The 21,262-nt window shown below is 67.7% G+C and carries 10 protein-coding genes and 1 pseudogene; 8 read left to right on the plus strand and 3 right to left on the minus strand.

Annotated elements, in window-relative coordinates; translation table 11 throughout:
• Positions 1 to 42 precede the first annotated feature (42 nt).
• Both NA8_RS08170 and NA8_RS33565 read right to left on the minus strand, forming a co-directional pair.
• Positions 43 to 1,263 (minus strand): IS110 family RNA-guided transposase, encoded by a 1,221-nt coding sequence (locus tag NA8_RS08170; protein ID WP_063049764.1) that lies wholly within the window; start codon positions 1,261 to 1,263, stop codon positions 43 to 45.
• Between the two features lie 266 nt (positions 1,264 to 1,529).
• The gene (locus NA8_RS33565) at positions 1,530 to 1,922 is read right to left on the minus strand and encodes a hypothetical protein (protein ID WP_157106580.1); all 393 of its coding nucleotides are present in this window, start codon (positions 1,920 to 1,922) and stop codon (positions 1,530 to 1,532) included.
• A gap of 41 nt (positions 1,923 to 1,963) precedes the next feature.
• On the opposite strand from NA8_RS33565, the gene NA8_RS08180 reads away from it, so the two are divergent.
• Together NA8_RS08180 and NA8_RS32535 are read left to right on the plus strand one after the other, a co-directional pair.
• The gene (locus NA8_RS08180) at positions 1,964 to 2,332 is read left to right on the plus strand and encodes a hypothetical protein (RefSeq protein WP_063049766.1); all 369 of its coding nucleotides are present in this window, start codon (positions 1,964 to 1,966) and stop codon (positions 2,330 to 2,332) included.
• A 251-nt stretch (positions 2,333 to 2,583) separates the two neighbouring features.
• Positions 2,584 to 2,781 (plus strand): annotated as a pseudogene (locus NA8_RS32535) (DUF397 domain-containing protein); the annotation flags it as partial.
• Between the two features lie 94 nt (positions 2,782 to 2,875).
• Here NA8_RS32535 and NA8_RS33570 read toward each other — a convergent pair.
• Positions 2,876 to 3,043 carry a hypothetical protein gene (locus NA8_RS33570; protein ID WP_157106581.1) on the minus strand — a complete coding sequence of 56 codons (168 nt, stop codon included), beginning with the start codon at positions 3,041 to 3,043 and terminating at the stop codon, positions 2,876 to 2,878.
• Between the two features lie 351 nt (positions 3,044 to 3,394).
• Here NA8_RS33570 and NA8_RS08185 point away from each other — a divergent pair, with 351 nt between their 5' ends.
• Genes NA8_RS08185 through NA8_RS08210 form a run of 6 tightly spaced genes read left to right on the plus strand, consistent with a single transcriptional unit; the run spans position 3,395 to position 21,024 of the window.
• A complete protein-coding gene (locus tag NA8_RS08185; protein WP_063049767.1) occupies positions 3,395 to 7,483 on the plus strand; it encodes a protein kinase domain-containing protein in 4,089 nt (1,362 codons plus the stop codon).
• The gene (gene pglX, locus NA8_RS08190; protein WP_063049768.1) at positions 7,483 to 11,067 is read left to right on the plus strand and encodes a BREX-2 system adenine-specific DNA-methyltransferase PglX; all 3,585 of its coding nucleotides are present in this window, start codon (positions 7,483 to 7,485) and stop codon (positions 11,065 to 11,067) included. The genes NA8_RS08185 and pglX overlap by 1 nt, the downstream gene beginning before the upstream one ends.
• Complete coding sequence (locus NA8_RS08195; RefSeq protein WP_063049769.1) at positions 11,067 to 14,837, plus strand: DUF6079 family protein; 3,771 nt, start codon at positions 11,067 to 11,069, stop codon at positions 14,835 to 14,837. Before pglX ends, NA8_RS08195 begins: the two co-directional genes overlap by 1 nt.
• The gene (pglZ, locus tag NA8_RS08200; RefSeq protein ID WP_063049770.1) at positions 14,834 to 17,626 is read left to right on the plus strand and encodes a BREX-2 system phosphatase PglZ; all 2,793 of its coding nucleotides are present in this window, start codon (positions 14,834 to 14,836) and stop codon (positions 17,624 to 17,626) included. The genes NA8_RS08195 and pglZ overlap by 4 nt, the downstream gene beginning before the upstream one ends.
• The gene (brxD, locus tag NA8_RS08205; RefSeq protein ID WP_063049771.1) at positions 17,623 to 18,918 is read left to right on the plus strand and encodes a BREX system ATP-binding protein BrxD; all 1,296 of its coding nucleotides are present in this window, start codon (positions 17,623 to 17,625) and stop codon (positions 18,916 to 18,918) included. Before pglZ ends, brxD begins: the two co-directional genes overlap by 4 nt.
• On the plus strand, positions 18,919 to 21,024 hold the full coding sequence (locus tag NA8_RS08210) for a DEAD/DEAH box helicase (RefSeq protein WP_063049772.1): 2,106 nt from the start codon (positions 18,919 to 18,921) through the stop codon (positions 21,022 to 21,024).
• The last annotated feature ends 238 nt before the right edge of the window (positions 21,025 to 21,262 follow it).

Here is a 21,262-nt window from a genome sequence, read left to right on the forward strand (position 1 = left end):
GTCGTCCACGCACTGGTGCCCGATGGAATCTCAATGACGATGTCAAGCCACGGCCGGGACTCCGTTGACGCTCGGGGGTTCGACCTCGAAGGACCGGTTGTCGCGCAGCAGTGCCCACAGCACATCGACCAGGCGCCGGGCCGGCGCTAGGAGGGCTTGGGTATGAATGAGCCGCTCAGTACGTTTGCGCTGGTAAAACGTTCGCGATGGTCCCTCGTTCTTGATGGAGGACAGAGCGGCCATGAAGAACACGCGCCGCAGCCTGCGGTTGTAGCGTTTGGGCCGGTGCAGATTGCCGCTGATGCGGCCGGAATCGCGGGGTATCGGCACCAGCCCGGCGTAGGAGGCCAGCCTGCCCGGGGTGGTGAACTCGGTCAGGGCGTTGCCGCCGGTGCTCACCAGGAACTCGGTGCCCAGGTGCGGGCCCATGCCGGGCAGCGACTCGATGATCGCCGCCTGGGGGTGCTCGCGGAAACGCGCGGTGATCTGCTTGTCGAGGTCCTTGATCTCACGATCCAGATCGAGCAGCTTGGCCGCCAACCGCTTGATCAGCATGGCGGTGGTGGCCTCGCCGGGCACGGCGATGTCCTGGGTTCCGGCCGCGGCCACCGCCTGCGCGGCCATCGCGTCGACGCCTTTGCGCCAGGCACCGTTCTCGGTGAGATATGCTGCGACACCGTCGATTCCGGCATCGCGAATCTCGGCCGGGGTGCACAGCCGCGCGACCAGGATCAGCGGCGAGCGCGCCGAGTAGTCGAACGCGGCCTCGAGCGCGGGGAAGATCGAGGCGAGCATGGCGCGCAGCTGGTTGACTCCGCGCACCCAATCGTTCATGAGATCGGCGCGGTAGCTCGACAGCTGGGTCAGTTCGGCGACGAGGTCGTCGGGGGCGGTCACCGGTTGCAGGTCAGCGCGCATGCGGGCGGTGTCGGCGATGACGCGGGCGTCCTTGGCGTCGGTCTTGCCTTCACCGCGGAAGATACCGGTCATGGTGGCCACCATGCGGCCGGGCACGTAGACCACCGACTCGCCGGCACCCAGCAACACCGTGATCAACAGCGCCGCCAGGGGGCTGACCAGATCGATCGCCCATCGCACCTCGACCCCGGTCTTGCGGGCCCGATCGATCACCGCCTCGACGGCTCGCTGATCGTTGGCAAGCTTGCCCGACCAGCACACCTTGCCGTTCTCGTCGACCACGCACACATGATGGGCGGCCTTGCCGACATCGATGCCGACCCAGATCCGTTGGCGCAAAGCCACTCTCACACTTCCGTTCACGCAACCGAAGCCCGTGGACAGCCCCGCCATCAGGTCCCTAACCAGCGACGACTCGCATCAGATCTCAATCAGAGGCCGGAGCGTCCAGCACGGTGGGGCAGCCATTCCTTCGGAGCCACAACAGAAGCAAGCACCACATCAGCTACACCCCACCGCCCTGGGCATCCACGGCACCAACCCCAGACACCTACAAACTTAGGGAGTCACCGATGTCGGCCGGTATGTTCAGCAGGTCGCCGAGTCCCTGGTCAACGGTTTGACTTCGCTCGACACGGACATCGCAGCGCTGCTCTCCAATTGGCGCGGGCACTTCCGCCGACTCGTTCAGCGCCGGGTGGACCGAAACCAAGCAGGGCGCGGACACCATTCTCGACGCCCTGGCCGACATGGCCGAACTGCTCGGTGTCACGAGCACGACCCTCGACGATCAAGACCGAGCGCGGGCGGGTACACACCATCACGCTCACCGGGTCGCTGGACCTTCCAGAGTTGTGATGGTCGACAATGCTCAGCCTTTTCGCGTCGACCTCGACGAGCTGGAACAGATCGCCGCCCGGGTCTCGGGTTTCATCGGATTCCTCCAATGGCCAAACCGTCCATATTCGCGGCGCAATGATCGCCGGTGTCTTCAAAATCGGCACCGCATACATTCCATGATGTAGCGCGAGAACCGAGGAGATTGATGAGTAGTACACCGATTCCGCCGCGAGCGTTGACCGACCTCGAAACCCGCGTCGTCACCAAGCTGCTGTCGTCGGGCGCCCCCGCCGCCTCCAAGTATCTGGCGCAGATGCTGTATGCGCAGGTCGTCGCCACCTGGGGTGTCGGCTCACCCAGCGTCGATCTGGCGGTGCGGCCCGGTGCGATGCAAGCATCCGGTTCGCCGGACGAGATCTTCGCCAGCGGAGCGGTCACCGACCGCAACGGAGCGCCGATCGGCGAGGTCATGCTATGGGTCGAGAACGGCTGGCTCAGTGGAATCGAGTACGCCTGGTATACGAACGAACGCCCACACGCACTGCCCGAGCCTGATCAGATCGAGCTTCTGTAGAAAGCGATCATGGGCGAAGTGCCGACGGGAACGGCAAACTGGACGACACATCGTCGGAAGAGCTGACCGAGTTGCTGCCCAGGCTTCTCGGTGATCGACAGTTGGCCGGCCGTGGCTCGTAACATCGGCGCAGTACGAGAATCGTGGCCGTCGAGCCGTGCCGACAGATTCAATGGTGGACCGCATCATCCGATCGAGTCACCGTGAATCAGTGATCGACTTGCCGACAGAGATCCTCAACTGGGTTCGTTGATCTATCCGGAGCGCGCTGGTTCAAGAGCACCCGTAGTGCCGCTGGTAACGATTGCGTCGAGATAGCGCATCTGGACGGCGGGCGTGTGGGGGTTCGTGATTCGAAGAATCCGCACGGCGGGGTGCTGGTGTTCACGCCCTCGGAGTGGGACGCGTTCGTGTCGGCGGTGCGGGGCGGGAAGTTCGACCTGCCCTGAGCCGATCGCTCCAAACCTGGTAGGGGAAGTCCGACAACCCAGTCGGCGCGAGCCGTGCCTACTGGGCGGGTCGTCGGTTCAGCAGCATGGGTCATCAAGACTCGGCGATCGGCTCGGGTGACTCGGCCGCGCCGCCATCGCCGACCGAGCACGGTCCCTTGATGATGACCTGTTCGCGCGACACCGTGCCGGAGCGGATGTCGAGAAGTCGCCAGGCTATTCGGTTTCCCGCCTCGATAAGGGCGATCCGGCTGCCGGACATCCGCCGCGCACTGAGTTCGCGCCGCGCACAGGGGAACCAGCATGTGACACGACGGGATCGGCGAACGATGCCGTCTCGACACCCCTTCGATGGGGCTGCCAGGCGTCGACGCTGTAATTCGAGCCGACCTGCCACCGGACGCGTGGGAAGCCCACGGCTGGTCGGAACCCTACCGCCGCGCCTTCGGGGCTAACTCTCACCGTGGCGACTACCGCGAATCGCGCGGCCGCGCATCGGGCGACCCACCAGATGGTCGGACCGCCGCCCGGAGTCCTGCGGTGATTGGTAACCTCGACCCCCGAAAGCACGCGACCCGCCCCGGCCGCGGGGGGCCGAGCGGTAGGTGGTGACGTGGCAGGTATCGACGACCGGTGGACCGAGGTATCTACATCAGCGTTTCCGCACGAAGCGGACGGTTTGGCGATGCTCAGGCGGATCGTTCCCGATGCGCCGCCCTACCGCGCGTGGACGAACTTCGAGTTCATGGACAACCACGGCCAGTGGCATGAGATCGACGCCTTGGTGCTGGGCCGCCGCCGATTGCATCTTCTCGAGCTCAAGCATTACACCGGCGTGCTGCGGGGCAGCGAGACGAGCTGGGTGCGCACCACCCTCGGCGGCAAGACACGCACCCAGCGCTCTCCGCTGCTTATCACGCGCCGCAAGGCGCAGCGGCTGGCGACCCGCCTCGATGAAGAGGCGCGCAAGGTCGCGCTGGACATCGGACTGGATGTGCAGAAGGTGCGCCGGGCGCTGCCGTTCGTGCAGGAAGCGGTGTTCCTGCACGGTTCGCCGTTCCAGGTGGAGATGTCGGATCTGGCGAAGTCGAGCCTGTTCGGGCCGGAAGGCGCCGAGGGCACGACGGGTCTGCCCGCGATTTCCACGCGCCTGCTCGAGCCGCCCACCGAGACGCGACGGGTGGACGAGGACCTGTCGATGATCATCGCGCTCGCGCTGCGGAACCTGGGCATCGCCCGACGCACCGAGCGCGACGCGGGCTCGTGGACCATCACCGGCGACCCGCTGGCCAGCGGCGACGACTGGCAGGAGTGGGTCGCAACCCACAAGGGCACCGAGGCCAGGGCGCGCGCCCGCGTCGTCTCCTTTCACCGCGGCACTCCGGTGCAGGCGCGGGCGGCCGCGCATCGCCGGATGCAGCGGGAGTTCTCGTTGCTGTCGTCGCTGCGCCACGAGTCGATCCTCGCCCCCCTCGACCTGGTGCAGGATGACGACGGCAACACCGTGATCGTCTACCCGGACACGCCCGGCTACGAACCGCTGGACCTGGCGCTGGCCACCCGCGAGCTGACCGCCGATCAGCAGGTGCAGATCCTCACCCAGGTCGCCGAGGCCGTCACCTACGCCCACCGCAACCATGTGGCGCACCGGGGGCTGGGGCCGAGTACCGTGCTCGTCCACGCCGACGCGCTCGACAGCGGCCGGGTCTGCGTCCGCCTGGCGGACTGGTCGTGGGCCGGCCGGGTGCACAGCGCCGACACCCGGTCGGCCACGTCCGTCGGCACACCGGCCGGTCCCGGTATGGCGCCGGCCGACGAGGTGTATCAGGCGCCCGAGGATCGGTGGGCGCCGGACGCCGACCGGCTCGCGCTCGACGTGTTCTCACTCGGCGCGCTCGCCTACTACCTGCTCTCCGGCGGCCAAGCGCCCGCCAGGGATCGCGCCGCGCTGCTCGAGCGGCTACGGCTCGAGCACGGTCTCGACCTGGCCGCGGCGGGCTCCGGGTTCGTCGAGGAGACGCTGCGCGCGTTGGTCTTGCAGGCGACCGCGCCGTCGGTGTCGCAGCGGATGCGGATCGACCGCAAGACAGGCCGCCCGCAGTTCGGCGCCCAGCAGTTCGTCGCGGCGCTGATGGATTACCGGCACGATCGGCTGGCGGCGTCGGAGGCCGACCCGCTCAATCCCGCGCCGGGGGCGCTGCTCGGCGGCCGCTTCGAGGTGGTGCGGGTACTGGGCGCGGGCTCGACCGCGCGCGGTGTGCTGGTCACCGATCGCGAGCACGACGACCGCCTGCGCGTGCTCAAGGTCGGTTTGGACGATTCGGCCGTGACCCGTCTGCACGACGAGGCGCAGGTGCTCACCGAACTCGCCCGGCAGTCGCCGCCGGTGCCCGGTGTCGTCGAGCTGATCGAGGGCCCGCTCGACCTGGGCAAGCGCAGCGCGCTGCTGCTGAGCAACTGCGGTGAGCAGACGCTCGCGGACGTGGTGCGCTACACCCCGCTCGGTGAGACGCAGCTGCGCACCTGGGGCAAGGAACTGCTGGATGTGGTGGTCGCGCTGGACGCGGCGGGCATCACCCATCGCGACCTCAAGCCCTCCAACCTCGGCCTGGCCAAGCCGGAGGGCAAGGCCAAGGCGAAGGCGCGGCTGGCGCTGTTCGACTTCTCGCTCTCGCGCGCGCCGGTCGACCAGATCGAGGCGGGCACACCGCCGTATCGCGATCCGTTCCTGGGCACCGGGACGCGCACGTCCTACGACTCGGCGGCGGAACGGTACTCGGCCGCGGTGGTGCTGTACGAGATGGCGACCGCGGGCACCCCCGTCTACGGCGACGGATTGAGCGATCCGCGGGTTCTCGATGACGACGTCGCCGTCACGGCCGAAGACTTCACGGCGGCGGGCATGGGGTCCGCGCGCGCCGAAGTGCTGGCGGAGTTCTTCCGAAAAGCATTGGCGCGCAACGTCAAACACCGCTTCGACACCGCCGCCGCGATGCGGGACGCGTGGATCGCCGCGTTCACCGCCCAGTCGGCCGAACCGGCGCGGCCGGTGAAGAAGCCCACGCCGGTTCCGGCGGCCGTTCCCGAGCCGTCCGCCGCGCGCACCTCACTCGCGGCGCTCGCCGACATGTTCGCGCGCGCCGCCGCCACCAAGCCGTCGGCGATGCGCCGCCAGATCGTCGAACTGGTCCTCGGCTCACAGACCGACAGCCCCGGCGATCCGTTCGTCACCTATCAGACGTTGGCGGCGCGGGCTGGGGTCACCCCGGCCCGCATCGCGCAGATCTTCGGCGAATTTCCCGCGCTGTGGTCGAAGAATCCGCAGCTCGAGGCCGCCGTCACCGACCTGTACGGGCGGATGCTCGACCTGCTCGAATCCTCCGGCGGCGCGTCGACCCCGGAACTGCTGGCCGGTGAACTCGCCTCCGCGCTGCACACCGACGGAGTCGGCGATCCGCAGCGTCTCGCTTTGGGCGTGCTGCGTTTGCTGCTCGCTTCGCCCCCGCACGCCGACGCCGCCGAGGCCGATGCCACTCAGGTGTATATGGTGCGCAGGCAAGGCGCGGGAACCGTAGCGATGATCTCGACGCCCGCGATTCCGCGCAAACTGCCCGCCCAGCTCGTCCTCCGCGCCGAAGGTCTGGTGGCGAGCGCGCAAGCCCAAGGCGCGCAATTGGTTTCGCCCACTGCCGCCGAACCGGCCTTGCGTGAAGTCGCGGCGGGTCTGCTGGGTGTGGCCGCCGACGATGTGGAGATTCCCGCACACGCCCTGCTGCGCATCGCGGCGGCAGCGTCAACGCAGGTCGCGTTGACCTCGCGCGACGAACTGCACGCCCGGTCGATGCCGATCGTGGAAGCATTGCGGGTGGTGTTGCGTGGTCTCTCCTCCGCCGACGTGTTCGGGCGGCCCGAGCTGGAATCGCGACTGGCGGCGCGTTTCCCGGCGCTGGCGCATACGCTGCCGAGGCGACCGGAGCTCGACGCGGTGGTGCAGGCGGTGGTGCCGGACATGCACTGGAACACCGAGCTCACCAGGTACGAGTTCGCGGGGGAGCACTCCGCCGCGTCGTATGTGCCGACCAGGCACACCAGCGCGGCGGCTCCGGTGCGCCGCGAGCACGGGCTCTCGGATGTGGAGTACCTGCTCCGGTCGAGTCGACAGGAGCGCACGTTCCGGGCGCTCGGGATTCCGCTCGGCAGGTCGGACGAGGTCGCTCGCGCGCTGGCCGAGAAGTTCGACGCCACCCGCATCGACGTGACCGAGCTGCTGTTGACGAAGCTGCGGGCCGCCGCCGCCGCGGCCGGTATCGACTGGAACATGATCCTCGCCGCCGATGCGGGCGCGGCCGCCGACCGCGAAGGCCTGAAACGATTTGTGGCCCAGGCGATCCCCGATCTTGTCGACGCCGTCACCACCGGCCCCGGCCCGGTCGTGCTCACCGACTTGTCGACACTGGCCGCCTATGGTCAACTCGACGTGCTCGGCCGCTGGACCGACCTGACCACACCCCCGCCGCACGCGGTGTGGGCGCTGGTGCCGCAACGCGAGGAGGCGGGCGGGCGTCCCGGTTCGAAAGTGGACGGCACGCGGCTGCCGATCAACAGCCCGGAACAGTTCGCGCAGATCGACGATACAGAGGTGACGGCGCTGCTCGGCGCTGTCGCGCACCGCGATGATTCGACAACGAAGGAGCATGCCTGATGGCATCGGCGACGCTCACGGGAAGCCGGTTGACGGCGGCCCTCAAGCCGCGATTGACCCAGCTGGTCGATGACATGCGCGAGCGCCTGCACGCCGACGCCCCCGAACTGGAGAACTGGCGCAAGACGCACCGGGAGGCCGTACGCGAAAAGCGCACCGCCACTTCGTGGACCGACTGGTCGGAGGATCAACTCACCCAGGCCGCCGTCGGCTGGCTGCTCACCTCGGTATTCGTGCGCTTCTGCGAAGACAACCTGCTACTCGGCGACACCGCCGTCTGGATCGCCGGACCCACCCCGCTGCTGCGGCAGCGCGCCGTCGACGCGGAGAACGCCTTCTACCGCGAACACCAGGACTGCTCCTACCGCGAATGGCTCGAACAGTCCTTCGACGCCCTGCGCCGCAACCCGGCGACGCAGGCACTGGTGGACGAGCACGCGGCGCTGAACATCATCGCGCCGTCCTCGGACGCGGTGCAGCAGCTGCTCGGATTCTGGCGGCAGACCGACGACTCTGGCGAACTGGTGTGGTCGTTCCGCGACGAATCGCTGTCCACCCGCTTCCTCGGCGACCTTTATCAGGACCTGTCGGACTTCGCGAAGAAGAAGTACGCGCTGCTGCAAACGCCGGAGTTCGTAGAAGAATTCATCCTCGACCAGACTCTCGAACCGGCGTTGAAGGACCGGCAGCTCGAAGGGTTCAAGCTCATCGACCCAACCTGCGGATCGGGGCACTTTCTGCTCGGGGCGTTCGCGCGGTTGGTGGAGCGGTGGCATAAGCACGCACCGGGGATCGAACTTCGAACGCGGGTCGACAACGCGCTGTCCTCGATCTACGGCGTGGACTTGAACCCCTTCGCGGTGGCGATCGCCAAGTTCCGCCTTATCGTCGCGGCCATGAAGGCGTGTGAGGAGACGACTCTGGTCCACGCGCCGAAGTTCACGCTCAACCTTGTCGCCGGGGATTCGCTGCTGCATGGGCCGGAGCAGGGTGGCAAGGAAGCGTTCGATTTCGGAGACGTGGCCTTCGATAAGGACGCTGTGGCCTCGGGTTTCACCTACAGCACCGAGGACGCACGAGTCCTGCGGCGCTTCCTCGCGCCGGGGCAGTACGACGCGGTGGTGGGTAATCCGCCGTACGTCACCGTCAGCGACAAGGCGCTGAATGCGCGTTATCGGGAGAACTTTCACTACTGCAAGGGGACCTACGCTCTCACAGTTCCATTTATGGAGAAGTTCTTCGACCTTGCGAAGCCCGGCGACCGGGCAGGGTGGGTCGGGCAGATCACCTCGAACTCGTTCATGAAGCGCGAGTTCGGCGTGCCGTTGATCGAAGATTTTCTCGCACGGAAAGACCTACGTCTTGTCGTCGACACATCCGGCGCGCATATCCCCGGACACGGCACTCCAACGGTTATTCTGGTTGGCCGAAATCATGCGCGAGTCATTGACACAGTCCGGGCTGTGCTCGGCATTCAGGGTGAGCCCGGAGCACCAGAGGATCCGTCCGAGGGGATGGTTTGGAGCTCGATTACTCAGCATGTGAGTCACGCTGATTACCAAGACCAGTGGATCTCAGTCACCGACCTTCCCAGGGAGAGCTTGCACAAACACCCTTGGAGTCTAAGCGGTGGCGGAGCGAACTCACTTCTTGCCGAAATATCCGCAGCAAGCACTTACTCACTTTCGCGGGTAATCGAACTACCGGTGGGGCGTTCGATACGTGCTGGCGCAGACGAAGGTTTCATGCGTCCGATCAATCTTCCGCGCTACAGAAGCGATGCGATTTTCCGGCCGCTTGTGCTCGGCGAAGAGATTCGTGATTGGAGTAGCAAGCAAAACAACGGGATCTACTACCCCTACATTTACGGGACATCGATGCTGAAGGTGACTGATCCGCCGCGCGATCTGTGGCCCCTCCGTCGCCTTCTCCAGGAACGCCGCACTTTCCAAGGCAACATGGCAGATGCGGGACTGAGCTGGTGGAGCTACATGCAGCATACGGCTAGCGCGTACCGCACACCACTTTCCATCACCTTCGCAGAAGTGGCGACTCACAACCACTTTGTGCTCGACCGTGGCGGCAAGGTGTTCAAGCAGACCGCCCCGGTGATCAAGCTGCCGAAAGGCGCTACCGAGGACGATCATCTGCGCTTGCTGGGCGTCCTGAACAGCTCGACCGCATGCTTCTGGCTCAAGCAAAATTGCTTTAACAAAGGAAACGGTGGTATCGGCGGAGGAATCGGTGACGAAGCCTGGGAGCCTCGTTATCAGTTCAATGGAACTACGCTCCAAGCGTTTCCACTGCCTGAACGCTACTCGTTGCAGCGAACCCGTCACCTTGACGACATGATGCAACAGGTCGCCGCTCATACGCCTGCCTCCGCGGTCGAAGCTCATGGTGCCACGCGTATGACCTGCATCGATGCCCGCGCAGAGCACGCGCGAATCCAAGCTCTCGCTATCGCCGAACAGGAGGAGCTCGACTGGGAGGTCTACGGCCACTACGGCTTGATCGACGAGGATCTCAGTCTGCCCGTCGGTCTAGCACCAGGTATCGCTTTCGGCGAACGCGCATTTGAGATCACCCTCGCGCGAAAGATTGCTATCGGTGATTCCGAAACCGAGTGGTTTTCCCGCCATGGCTCTATACCGATCACCGAGCTCCCCGCACATTGGCCTGCCGAGTACCGCGAAATTGTTGAAAAGCGCTTGGCCATCATCGAATCGAACGCGTTTATCCGCCTCCTCGAACGCCCCGAGTACAAGCGACGCTGGGCGGGCGACTCCTGGGACACCAAACTGCATCGCGCACTGAAGGACTGGTTGCTCGATAAGCTCGAGGACCCGAGTTTGTGGTTCACTCCCCAGGGCACACCTCTGCCCCGGTCCGTCGGCGAACTCGCCGGGCATATGGAGAAGAGCCCCGAGTTCATCGAAGCCCTCGACCTGTGGGCAGGACAGAAGGACGCGCCGGTCACCGCCACGCTGGTCAAGCTGCTGGCCGACGAGGCCGTCCCCTATCTCGCCGCGCTCCGCTACAAGGACTCCGGTCTGCGCAAGCGCGCCGAGTGGGAGCGGGTGTGGGATATGCAGCGCGACGAGGACGCCGGTCTGATCGAGGCCACCGATATCCCGGTGCCGCCGAAGTACGCCAGCGCCGACTTCCTCAAGTCCTCGTACTGGTCGCATCGCGGCAAGCTCGATGTCCCCAAGGAGCGGTTCATCGCCTACCCGGACGCGGGCCGCGACACCGACCCGACGCCGCTGCTCGGCTGGGCGGGCTGGAATCACGCGCAGCAAGGTCTGGCTCTGGCCACGATCTACGCGTGGCGGGAATCCGAGGGCAGGCCGCTGGCGTCGCTGGTGCCGGTGGTCGCGGGCATCGCCGAGGTGCTGCCGTGGGTGAAGCAGTGGCATTCCGGCGTGGACCCCAATCTCGGCGTCGATCTGGCCGAGTATCTGAGCAACCAATTGGCCGAGAAATCCGCGGCTGTCGGTGTGCCGGTGCAGGATCTCGCGCAGTGGCGGCCGGAGAAGAAGACCCGCGCTCGTAAGGCAGCAACCCGAAAGGCAGGCCAATAGTGTTCCCCGGCGCCTCCGGCTCCGCGCGCACGCTGCGGCAGACGTTCGACATTCCCGAATCGCACGGCACCAACGACTATGTGCTGCGGCTGTCGGATTCGGTCGGTGAGGAGCACCTGGCCGCGACCGTCGACTCCTACGTCGTCACCCCCGCCCTGGCCGAGGCTTTCGACTCCGCGCTCCAGGTCGTGGAGGAAGCGCTGCGGACCGGCGAGAACAAGGCCGCGTTCCTGCACGGCTCGTTCGGTTCCGGTAAGTCGCACTTCATGGCCGTGCTGCACGGCATCCTCGGGCACGCGCCGAAAGCGCTGGCGGTGCCGGAACTGCAACCGATCGTCGCCGAGCACCCGGTGGTGAACAAAGCGAACCTGCTGCGCCTGACCTTCCACTTCCTCGACGCCACCACCGTCGAGTCCGCGCTGTTCGACCAGTACCTGCGCCAGATCACCACCCTGCACCCCGGCACGCTGCCGCCCGTGCTGCATTCCGCGGGCGGATTGTTCGACGACGCCGACAACCGGCGGCGCGAAGTGGGCGACGAGAAGTTCTTCGCCGCGCTCAACGCCTCGGGCACCCCGCGCGCGAGCACCACCGTCGACTGGTCGGCGCTCGGCCAAGCCGCCGCCGCGTGGACACCCGCCACCTATGCCGCCGCGAGCGCGCCCGACGCCGCCCCCGCCGAACGCGCCCGCCTGCAACAGGCGCTGGTGGCCACCTACTTCACCAGCTACTCGCGCAACACCGACTGGCTCTCGCTCGAGGACGGTCTGGCGGTCATCGCCGATCACGCCGCGTCGCTCGGCTACGACGGCGTGGTGCTCATGCTCGACGAGCTGGTGCTGTGGTTGACGTTCCTGATCACCGAACGGGAACGGTTCAACGCCGAGGTCCAGAAGATCACCAAACTGGTCGAGACCAGCCGCGGCCGCCTCGCGGTACCGGTGGTCTCGTTCGTCGCGCGCCAGCACAACCTCGCCCAATGGGTCGCCAGCGGCCCCGACGCCGGCGCCATCCAGCAGGCCGTCGAACGCGCCTTCGCCCACCAGGAAGGCCGTTTCGGGCTGGTCACCCTCGGTGACGAGAACCTGCCCTACATCGCCCACAAACGACTGCTGCGTCCCCGCGACGCCGAGGCCGAGGCCGCCCTCGACGCCGCCTTCGCCCGCTTGGACCGCACCCCGCAGGTGTGGGACGTGCTGCTCGACGGCATCAACACCGACGACCGGCATCGCGGTTCGGACGCCGACGCGTTCAAGCTCACCTACCCGTTCTCCCCGGCGCTCATCGCGACCCTGCGCGAGCTGTCGGGGCAGATGCAGCGCGAGCGCACCGCGCTCAAGGTGATGCAGCAGATGCTCGAGGACAACGCCGACCGCCTCACCATCGACAACGTGATCCCCGTCGGCGAGGCATTCGACTACATCATCGACAGCGCCAACGCGACCCCCATCAACGACGCCGCCGTGCACACCTTCAAAACGGCGCGTTCGCTGTGGACCGACAAACTGCGGCCGCTGCTGTTCCGCAACGCGAATGTGCCTGAGTCCACGCCCGACAAGGACGTGCCGCCGGGGCTGCGCGCCGACATCCGCATCGCCAAGACGCTGCTGATGTCGGCGGTCGCGCCGAATGTGCCCGCGCTCAAGCAGATCGACGCCTCCCGGCTGGCCTCGCTCAACCACGGCAGCGTCATCAGCCTCGTGCCGAACGACCAGATCGGTCAGATCACCGGCAAGGTCAAGCAGTGGGCGGCCGAGATCCCGGAACTGGCCGTCACCGCCGACGCCAACCCGATCATCTCGGTGACGCTGGAATCGGTGGACTACGAGCGGATCGTGCGCCGCGCCCAGGCCGAGGACACCGACGGACGCCGTCGCGAACTCATCCGCGAACTGCTGTCCGAACAGCTCGGCGTGATCGGGGCCGAGCACACCGTCGACAATGCCCTGCTGCGCCAGCGCGTTTGGCGCGGCACCCAGCGGCAGGTGGAAGTGGTGTTCGGCAACGTCCGCGACCACGGCTACCTGCCCGACGAGGCGTTCCGGCCCTCGGTGGACGGCGCATTGCGGCTGGTGGTCGACCTGCCGTTCGACGACTCCGGCCACACCACCGGCGAAGACCACGACCGCGTGGACGAGCTGCTGCGCACCGGCCACAACCGGTTCACCGTCGTCTGGCTGCCCGCCTTCTTCAACGAGAAGATGAACCGGCAGCTCGGGCGGCTGGTCATCCTCAACTATGTGCTCGCCGGTGATCGGTGGGCCTCGTACGCGAACGAGCTGTCCGACGCCGACCGCGCCGCCGCCCGCTCGATTCTGCAACAGCAGCAGACGCAGGTGCGCAGCCAGCTCGGAAACGCCATCCAGGTCGTCTACGGGGTCGCCACCGGAGTGAGGTTCCCCGACGATCAACCGCCGCTGCGTTCGCTGCACGCCGGGTTCACCGTGCAGCCGCCCATCGGCCACAATCTCGGCGAAGCCGCGAACCGGTTGATCGACGACGCCTTCGCGGCGCTGTACCCGGACCATCCGGAATTCACCCCGGCCGAGCAGCTCATCACGCGCCGTCAGCTCAACACCGCCCTCGCCCGGCTGCGGGAGGCGCAGGCGGTGGTGGACGGGCGGATTCCGTTGGAGCGCGGCGAACGCGATATCGTGCGGCGGATCGTCGAATCGCTCGGCATCGCGCGCACCAACGACACGCATCTGCTGGCCGGGCCGGAGCACTTCGCGACCTGGCGCAACCGCATCACCCAAGAACTGTCCCGCGCCGGACTGGACGAGGCCGGTGAAGTCCCCCTCGAGGAACTGCGCAGCGCGATCGTCGCCAGCGGACCCAAGCGCGGACTGACCGACGACATGGTCGACCTCGTCGCGGGCGCGTGGGCGGCGCAAGGCAAACGGTCCTGGTTCCTGTACTCCTCGCCCATCGACGAACCCGCCATCGGCGAATTCCGGCGCGGTACCACCCTGCGGCTGGAACCGCTGCCCGACCGGCAGGTGTGGACGCGGGCGTGCGCGCGATGGAAGACGCTCACCGGCAATGTCCTCAACGACTACCTCACCGCCACCAACGTCGCGGCCTTCGTGGAGCACGTGCGCGAGCACGCGGCCACGGGCAGAGCCGACCGGTCGCGGTTGCTCGACGCGCTCACCCGCTCCTACCAGTACTTCGGGCTGGAATCGGGGGAGCGGCTCACCCTCGCCCGCGACCTCAACGAGATGCTCGACGCCCGCCTGAACCACCTCGACAACCTCGCCGTGGTGGAGGCGATCGCCAAGACCGAGATCGGCGGCAGCGACCACGAGGCGGGCAAGAGCCTGACCAGCGCGGGCGCGGTCGCCGACGCCGTGAGCCGATACAACCTGCCGCGCTTCGACCTGCTGCGCGACGCCGCCGAGGCCGACGACGACCGGGGACGGCAGGCGGCGGCGATCGTCGCGGGCCTCGCGAAGGCGTTCACCGAGCACGAACTCGCGCGTCCGCTCGGGGAAGCGCTGCGCGTCGCCGACCAGGCGCGCGACGCGTGGCTCGAGGCGGGCATCGCCGCGCGGGTACACCCGACCCAGCAGACTCCCGTGCCCGAACCCGTGCCGGTTCCCGCCGACCGGCGTGCGCAGCTGCCCACAGGGTCGTCGGACCGTCTCAGCCTCACCCTGACTCTGCGAGGAAGAGAAGGGCTTTCCGCCGTCGAGGCTCAGCTGCTCGAGCTGCTCCTGGCGCATCCCGAGGCGACGTTCACCGTCACCATCGACAGGGTCGAGCCGTGACCGCTGCGTCCACGCTGCCCGAAGCGGATCTCGCCGCGATCCGCAGCCAAGTCGTGGGGCTGCGGACCAAGAACTACAAGCGCGGTGTGCTGGCGATCGCGGCCGCCCCGGTGTGGTCGGGGCCGGAGGCCTTCGACCTGGACGGTCAGACGGTGCGGGTGCGTGTCGCGCCCAGCGTGCTCGCGATCCGCGACGCGCTCACCGAGCGGCACGCCAACGATTGGGTCGTGATCCTCACCGACCGCGAATCCGCGGAACTGCCCGCCGGAATCCTGGAACACCTCACCGCCGGGCGATTGTCGAACCTGGACCCGTGGCCGGCGCTGCGCGAACTGTTCCGGGCTTCCCGACAGGAGTTCCACCTCCTGTCGCTGAACAACGACGCGGCGCGGGCGGCGCTGCGCGACCTGAGCGGGACGCCCTCGCCCGCACCCCGCGGGGTGCTCACCAACGATCACCTCTTCGCGACACTGGCGGAGCAGAAATTCGCGCTCAACAGCGCGGAATACACCCCGCACCACATCGCCCTGTGGTCGATGAAAGCCGCGGCCACCGCACGGTTCGACGTGTGGGCGCAGAGCACCGATCCAGCCTTGCTCGAACAGTTCTACGCCTGGATCGGCAACCGGCTCGGCGCACTCGGGCCCGCCTTCGTCGCCGTGTGGCGCACGCGCGGCCCCGCCGAACTGGTGCCACTGGGATTGGTCGCGGCACTGCTGGGGGACACCAGCACCTCCTTCGCCGTCCCACGAGACATCCTCGTCAAGGTACGCACTCTCCTCGAAGTCGAGTTGCGCGGTCATCCGCTCACCGAACAGCAGCTCACCGCGTGGGGCAACGCGGCCACGCTCGCGTTGTCCGGCACCGACGCTCCCGACGACGTGCTGCGGCGCGCCGAAGACGCCGTGCGCCGGTTGCACGCGCAGCCGCTGGTGGCGCGGTCGGATGTGCTGCCCATGGCGTTGGCGCCGCGCATCGCGCACTTCGCGGCCGCGCTGCGCGCCGCCGCCGACTCCGGGAATCTCGCTGCCGCCGAGAACGCCTGGGCCGACGTGATCGTCCATCGCGCCGCGCATGCGGGCACCATGGACGCGCCGCGCGATGTGCGGGTCGCCGCGGCCGCGCTGCGGCTGCTGCGCCGTCGTGGCCTGGATTGGCCGACGCCCGGCGGACTCGCCGACTGGCTGACCTACTACCGGCAGGACCTGTCCTGGGTGGACGACGCCGTCAACGACGCCTTCGTGGGCGCTGACAACCGCGACCTCGCCGAGGTCGCGGATCGGATCGTCACCGCGGTCCGCGAGCGGCGCGCGCACGCCGACCGCGCGTTCGCGCGGCAACTGCGTGCCGAAGGCGGCCACCGTTCGTCGAGCGAACTGCTCTACGTCGAGGACATTCTCGACCGCGTCGTCAAACCTCTCACGGCCCCCGCCTTCGGTGCGACAGGCGGGCTGGGCGGTGGTGTGGCGTCCGGAGGTCCGAAACGGTCGCCGGTGCTGCTCGTGATCGCCGACGGGATGAGCGCGGCGGTGTCCAACGAAGTGGTCGCCGACGCGTTGCGCCGCCACCGGCCGCAGTGGCAGGAGTGCCGCTTCGCGGGCGCCGAAGGCCCCCATGCCGCGCTGGCCGTGTTGCCGACCCTCACCCGGTTCTCGCGATGCTCGCTGCTGACCGGCGCTCTCGCCGAGGGCGGCCAGGACAAGGAACTGTCGGGTTTCTCGGACTGGCTGCGGCGCAATGGCCTTGGGCGCGAGACCGGACCGGTGCTGTTCCACAAGGGCGCGTTGGACCTCGTCTCCCGCAATCACGCCCTCGCCGAAGACGTGCGCGACGCGGTCGACGACACCTTGCGCCGCCCGGTCGTCGCCTGCGTGCTCAACGACATCGACGACGCGCTCGACCGTTCCGATCCGATCGGAACACTCTGGAGCACAGCGAGTTTCAAACATCTCGACCCGCTGCTCACGGCGGCGGCCGCCGTCGGACGGACCGTCGTCCTGGTCAGCGACCACGGGCACGTGGTGGAACGGCGAGAACAACCCAGCGTGCAACGCGGCCAGCAGATCTCGGCTCGCTACCGGCCCGCCTCGGAGGCGGACGCCGACGTTCGGGACGACGAGGTGCTGGTCACCGGAGAACGGGTACTGTCCGGCCAGCGGCGCGCGATCCTCGCCGTGGACGAGCAACTGCGCTACACCGGCCTCAAAGCGGGCTACCACGGCGGCGGAACGCCGGCCGAGGTGGTGATCCCGGTGACGATTCTCGTCAACGGCGCGGTGCCGCAGCATCTCGGGCTCGACGTCGTGCCGCCGCCGCTGCCCTCATGGTGGACCACCGCGCGCGAGATCATCGAGCCCGTCGCCGCGCCGATCACCGGCACACCCGTGAAGCGACCGAAGCCGACCGCCGCGCCGAAGCCCGCCGCGCCCGTCGACGCCCTGTTCGAGGTAGGGACAACCGCCGCCGCGAAACCCGTAGCCCGGGACAGGGACCGTGTCGCGGAGCTGCTGGGCAGTGATCTGTTCAAGCAGCAGTACGGACTGTTCCGGCCGAAGTTCAGCAAGACGGTGATCGGACGCCTGTTGCGGGAATTGATCGACGGCAACGGCAGGTTGCCGTCGAGCCGCGCCGCCCAGATCCTCGAGGTCAAGCCCGCCCGCGCCCGCGCCGCGATCGCGGTGCTGGCGCAGGTGCTCAACACCGACGGGGTCGTGGTCCTGTCCGACAACGGGGTCGAAGTCGAACTCGAGACCACATTGATGTTCGAGCAGTACGGCGTGGCCCCGTGACGGCGCTCTCGCCGGTGCGGCGGCGCGAGATCCTCCAGGCGCTGCGCCAGGGCACCGTTCCGGCAGGCAGTCTCGACGTGCTCGCTGTCGGCATCGACAGATTCGCGCCCACCGTGGACGAGGACCTCGAGGCCGTAGCGGCGGGCGGCTCCCTGTTCAAAGCGGTACGCGGCGAATACGGCTCCGGCAAGACCTTCTTCGCCCGCTGGATGCAGCAGCGGGCGATGCGTCGCGGACTGGCCGTCGCCGAGGTGCAGATCAGCGAGCTCGAGACGCCGTTGCACAAACTCGAGACCGTCTATCGCCGCACCACGGAATCCTTGCGCACCGCGGCGTTTCCGCCGTCGGCGTTCCGCAATGTGCTGGACGCGTGGCTGTTCGGAGTCGAAGAGGACGCCGCGGCCGCCGCCGGTGTGGACGAGGCCACGACCGAGCAGGTCGACGCCTTGCTCGAACAGCGCCTGGCCACCGTCGCGTCGGCGACACCGGTGTATCCGATGGTGCTGCGGGCCTACCGCGCCGCCCTCGCCGACGGCGACGCGGCCACCGCCGACGCGCTGGTCGCCTGGCTCGGCGGGCAACCCCACGTGGGCGCGGCCGCCAAACGCGCGGCCGGGGTGCGCCAGGAGGTCGATCACTTCCTGGCGATGGGATTCCTCCAGGGCCTGCTCGCGGTGTTGCGCGGCGCTCGGCATCCTGGACTGCTGCTGGTGATCGATGAAGTCGAGACTTTGCAGCGGATGCGATCGGACAGTCGAGCCAAAGCTCTCAATGCTTTGCGGCAGTGGATCGACGAACTCGATTCGGGCCGCTATCCGGGGCTGTATCTGCTCATCACCGGCACCCCGGCCTTCTTCGACGGCCGGCTCGGCGTCCAGTCGCTTCCGCCGCTCGCCCAGCGTCTGCACACCGATTTCACCACCGACGCCCGGTTCGACAACCCGCGCGCGCCGCAGATAAGGCTCGCCGGCTTCGACCTCGACCGGCTGGTCGAAGTGGGAATGCGCGTGCGCGGCGTCTATGCCGAGGGTGCGGCCGCCCCCGACCGGATACGCGCGCTCGTGGACGACGCGTACCTGCGCGACCTCGCCTCGGCCGTGGCGGGCAAGCTCGGCGGGCAGGTGGGAATCTCGCCGCGCCTGTTCTTGAAGAAGCTGGTTCTCGACGTTCTCGACCGGGTGGACCAGTTCCCCGATTTCGATCCGCGACGGCACTACGCACTCACCGTCACCGCGACCGAACTCACCGACACCGAGCGTGTCGCGGCCACCGCCGACGATGTGGAGCTGTAGATGACGGGATTCGACCGGCTCGATCCCGCTTTGCAACACCACATCGTCAACACGCTCGGGTGGCCCGGCCTTCGACCGCTCCAAGACGAGGCCGTGGCGACCATTACCGAGGGCGCCGACGCGATCCTGCTCGCCCCCACGGCCGGCGGGAAGACCGAGGCGGCGACGTTCCCGTTGCTGACCCGCATGCAGGCCGAGCGCTGGACCGGGATCTCGGTGCTCTACATCTGCCCGCTCAAAGCGCTGCTGAACAATTTGCAGCCGCGGCTGGCCGAATACGCCGCATGGCTCGGTCGCACCGCCACGACCTGGCATGGCGACGTGGGCGCATCGGCGCGCGGCCGCATCAAGCGCGACCGGCCCGACATCCTGCTCACCACTCCCGAGTCGCTGGAATCGATGCTGGTGTCGGAGAGTGTCGACGCCGGTGAACTGCTCGGCGAGGTTCGTGCCGTCGTGGTCGACGAAGTGCACGCTTTCGCGGGCGACGACCGTGGCTGGCATCTGCTCGCCGTCCTCGCCCGCCTGGAAACGCTTCTCGGACGCCGGCTGCAACGAGTCGGCATGTCCGCCACCGTCGGCAACCCGGACGAACTGCTCGGCTGGCTGCAAGGCGGCTCCGGCGGACCCGGTCGAGTCCTCGCCCCGGCTGTCCCCGGCAACGCCGTCGTGCCGGAGATCACCGTCGATTCCGTCGGGAGCGTCGAGAACGCCGCCAAGGTGATCGCCGCCTTGCACGCGGGCGAGAAGCGCTTGGTGTTCGTGGATTCGCGACGGCTGGCCGAAGAACTCGGCACCGAACTGCGCAGACGCTCGATCACCACCTTCCTCTCGCATTCCTCGCTCTCCGCAGCCGAGCGCCGCGAATCGGAACAGGCGTTCGCCGAGGCCCGCGACTGCGTCATCGTCGCCACCTCCACGCTCGAACTGGGCATCGACGTCGGCGACCTGGACCGGGTGATCCAGATCAACGCCCCCAGAACCGTGTCGTCCTTCCTGCAACGTCTCGGCCGCACCGGCCGCCGCCCCGGCACCACCCGCAACTGCCTGTTCCTCGGTATCACCGACCAGGCGGTCCTGGACACGCTGGGGATGTTGCAGTGCTGGTCGTCCGGGTGGGTCGAACCGGTCGTCGCGCCCCCGCAACCGCGGCACATCGCCGCCCAGCAACTGCTGGCCGCGGCGTTACAGACGCGACGGGTGCCACTGAGCGGTTGGCAAAAAGCGTGGGGTGCGCTGCCGTTGTTCGACGCCGACGGACAGGAGATCTTCGAGCACCTGCTCGCCGAAGGGTTCCTCGAACACGACTCCGGCAGTGCCTTCATCGGCCCAGAGGCCGAGAAGCATTTCGGCCGAAGGCATTTCATGGATCTGCTCGCCGTATTCACCGCCGCGCCCGAATTCCTGGTGCTCGCGGGACGGCAAGAGATCGGCTCCGTGGAATCGAGTGTGCTCACCGACCCCGTCGAAGGCGCACGCATCCTGCTGCTGGGCGGTAGATCTTGGAAGGTCACCCACATCGATTGGAAGCGGCGGCAGGTCTACGTCGAAACCACCGATATTCCCGGTCGAGCCAAGTGGAGTTCGGTGCCCGAGGGTGCTTCCTTCGCCGTCACCCGCGCGATCAGGGAAGTGCTGCTCGGCGCTCTCCCTTCCGGCGTGACTCTCACGAAGCGCGCCGCGGCGACCCTCGAGGTCATGCGCGGGGTGCGAGCCGATCAAATCACCGACGGTGCGTTCGTCATCGCCCGTGACGACCGGAACGAGTGGCGTTGGTGGACCTGGGCGGGAATCAGAGCCAATCGAACACTCGCCGCCTGGGCACCGGGCCTGGTGCCGGCGCGTCAGCGAGTCGGCGCGGAATCGCTACGGCTGCACTCCGATCTGAACGTGGCCGACATCGGTGCCGGACTTGCAGAGCTTCGCACCGCTCGGAGCAGGCCGTTGCCCGAGATCGATCCCAGCGCGCTGCAGGGTTTGAAGTTCACCGCGGCACTTCCTCCGCATCTCGCTCGCGCCACCCTCGCCGCGCGCATCACCGATCCTGCGACGGCGATGGCCGTTCTGAGTGAGAGAACGTGGATCAGAGGATCGGCACGCAGCTGAACGGGTAGCGGCACCTGCAGACCGTCCCCCTGCCCGAGCCGGTGTGATCCCTTCCAGTCGAGCGGTGCCGCGATCTCCGCGTTCAAAACTCGCCATCGGGCCGAAGCCGGTGCTGCATCCGACATCCGGATATTCGAGCAGACGGCCGGATCAAGGCCTACCCGACGACTGCCACATGTCACCGACGAGCGGGTCTTCTAGCGGCGTAAAACCAGCTGATCTCTTAGCGTCCGGGAAG

Origin of the sequence: Nocardia arthritidis NBRC 100137 (assembly GCF_001612765.1) — a bacterium.
Taxonomy (GTDB): Bacteria; Actinomycetota; Actinomycetes; order Mycobacteriales; family Mycobacteriaceae; genus Nocardia; species Nocardia arthritidis.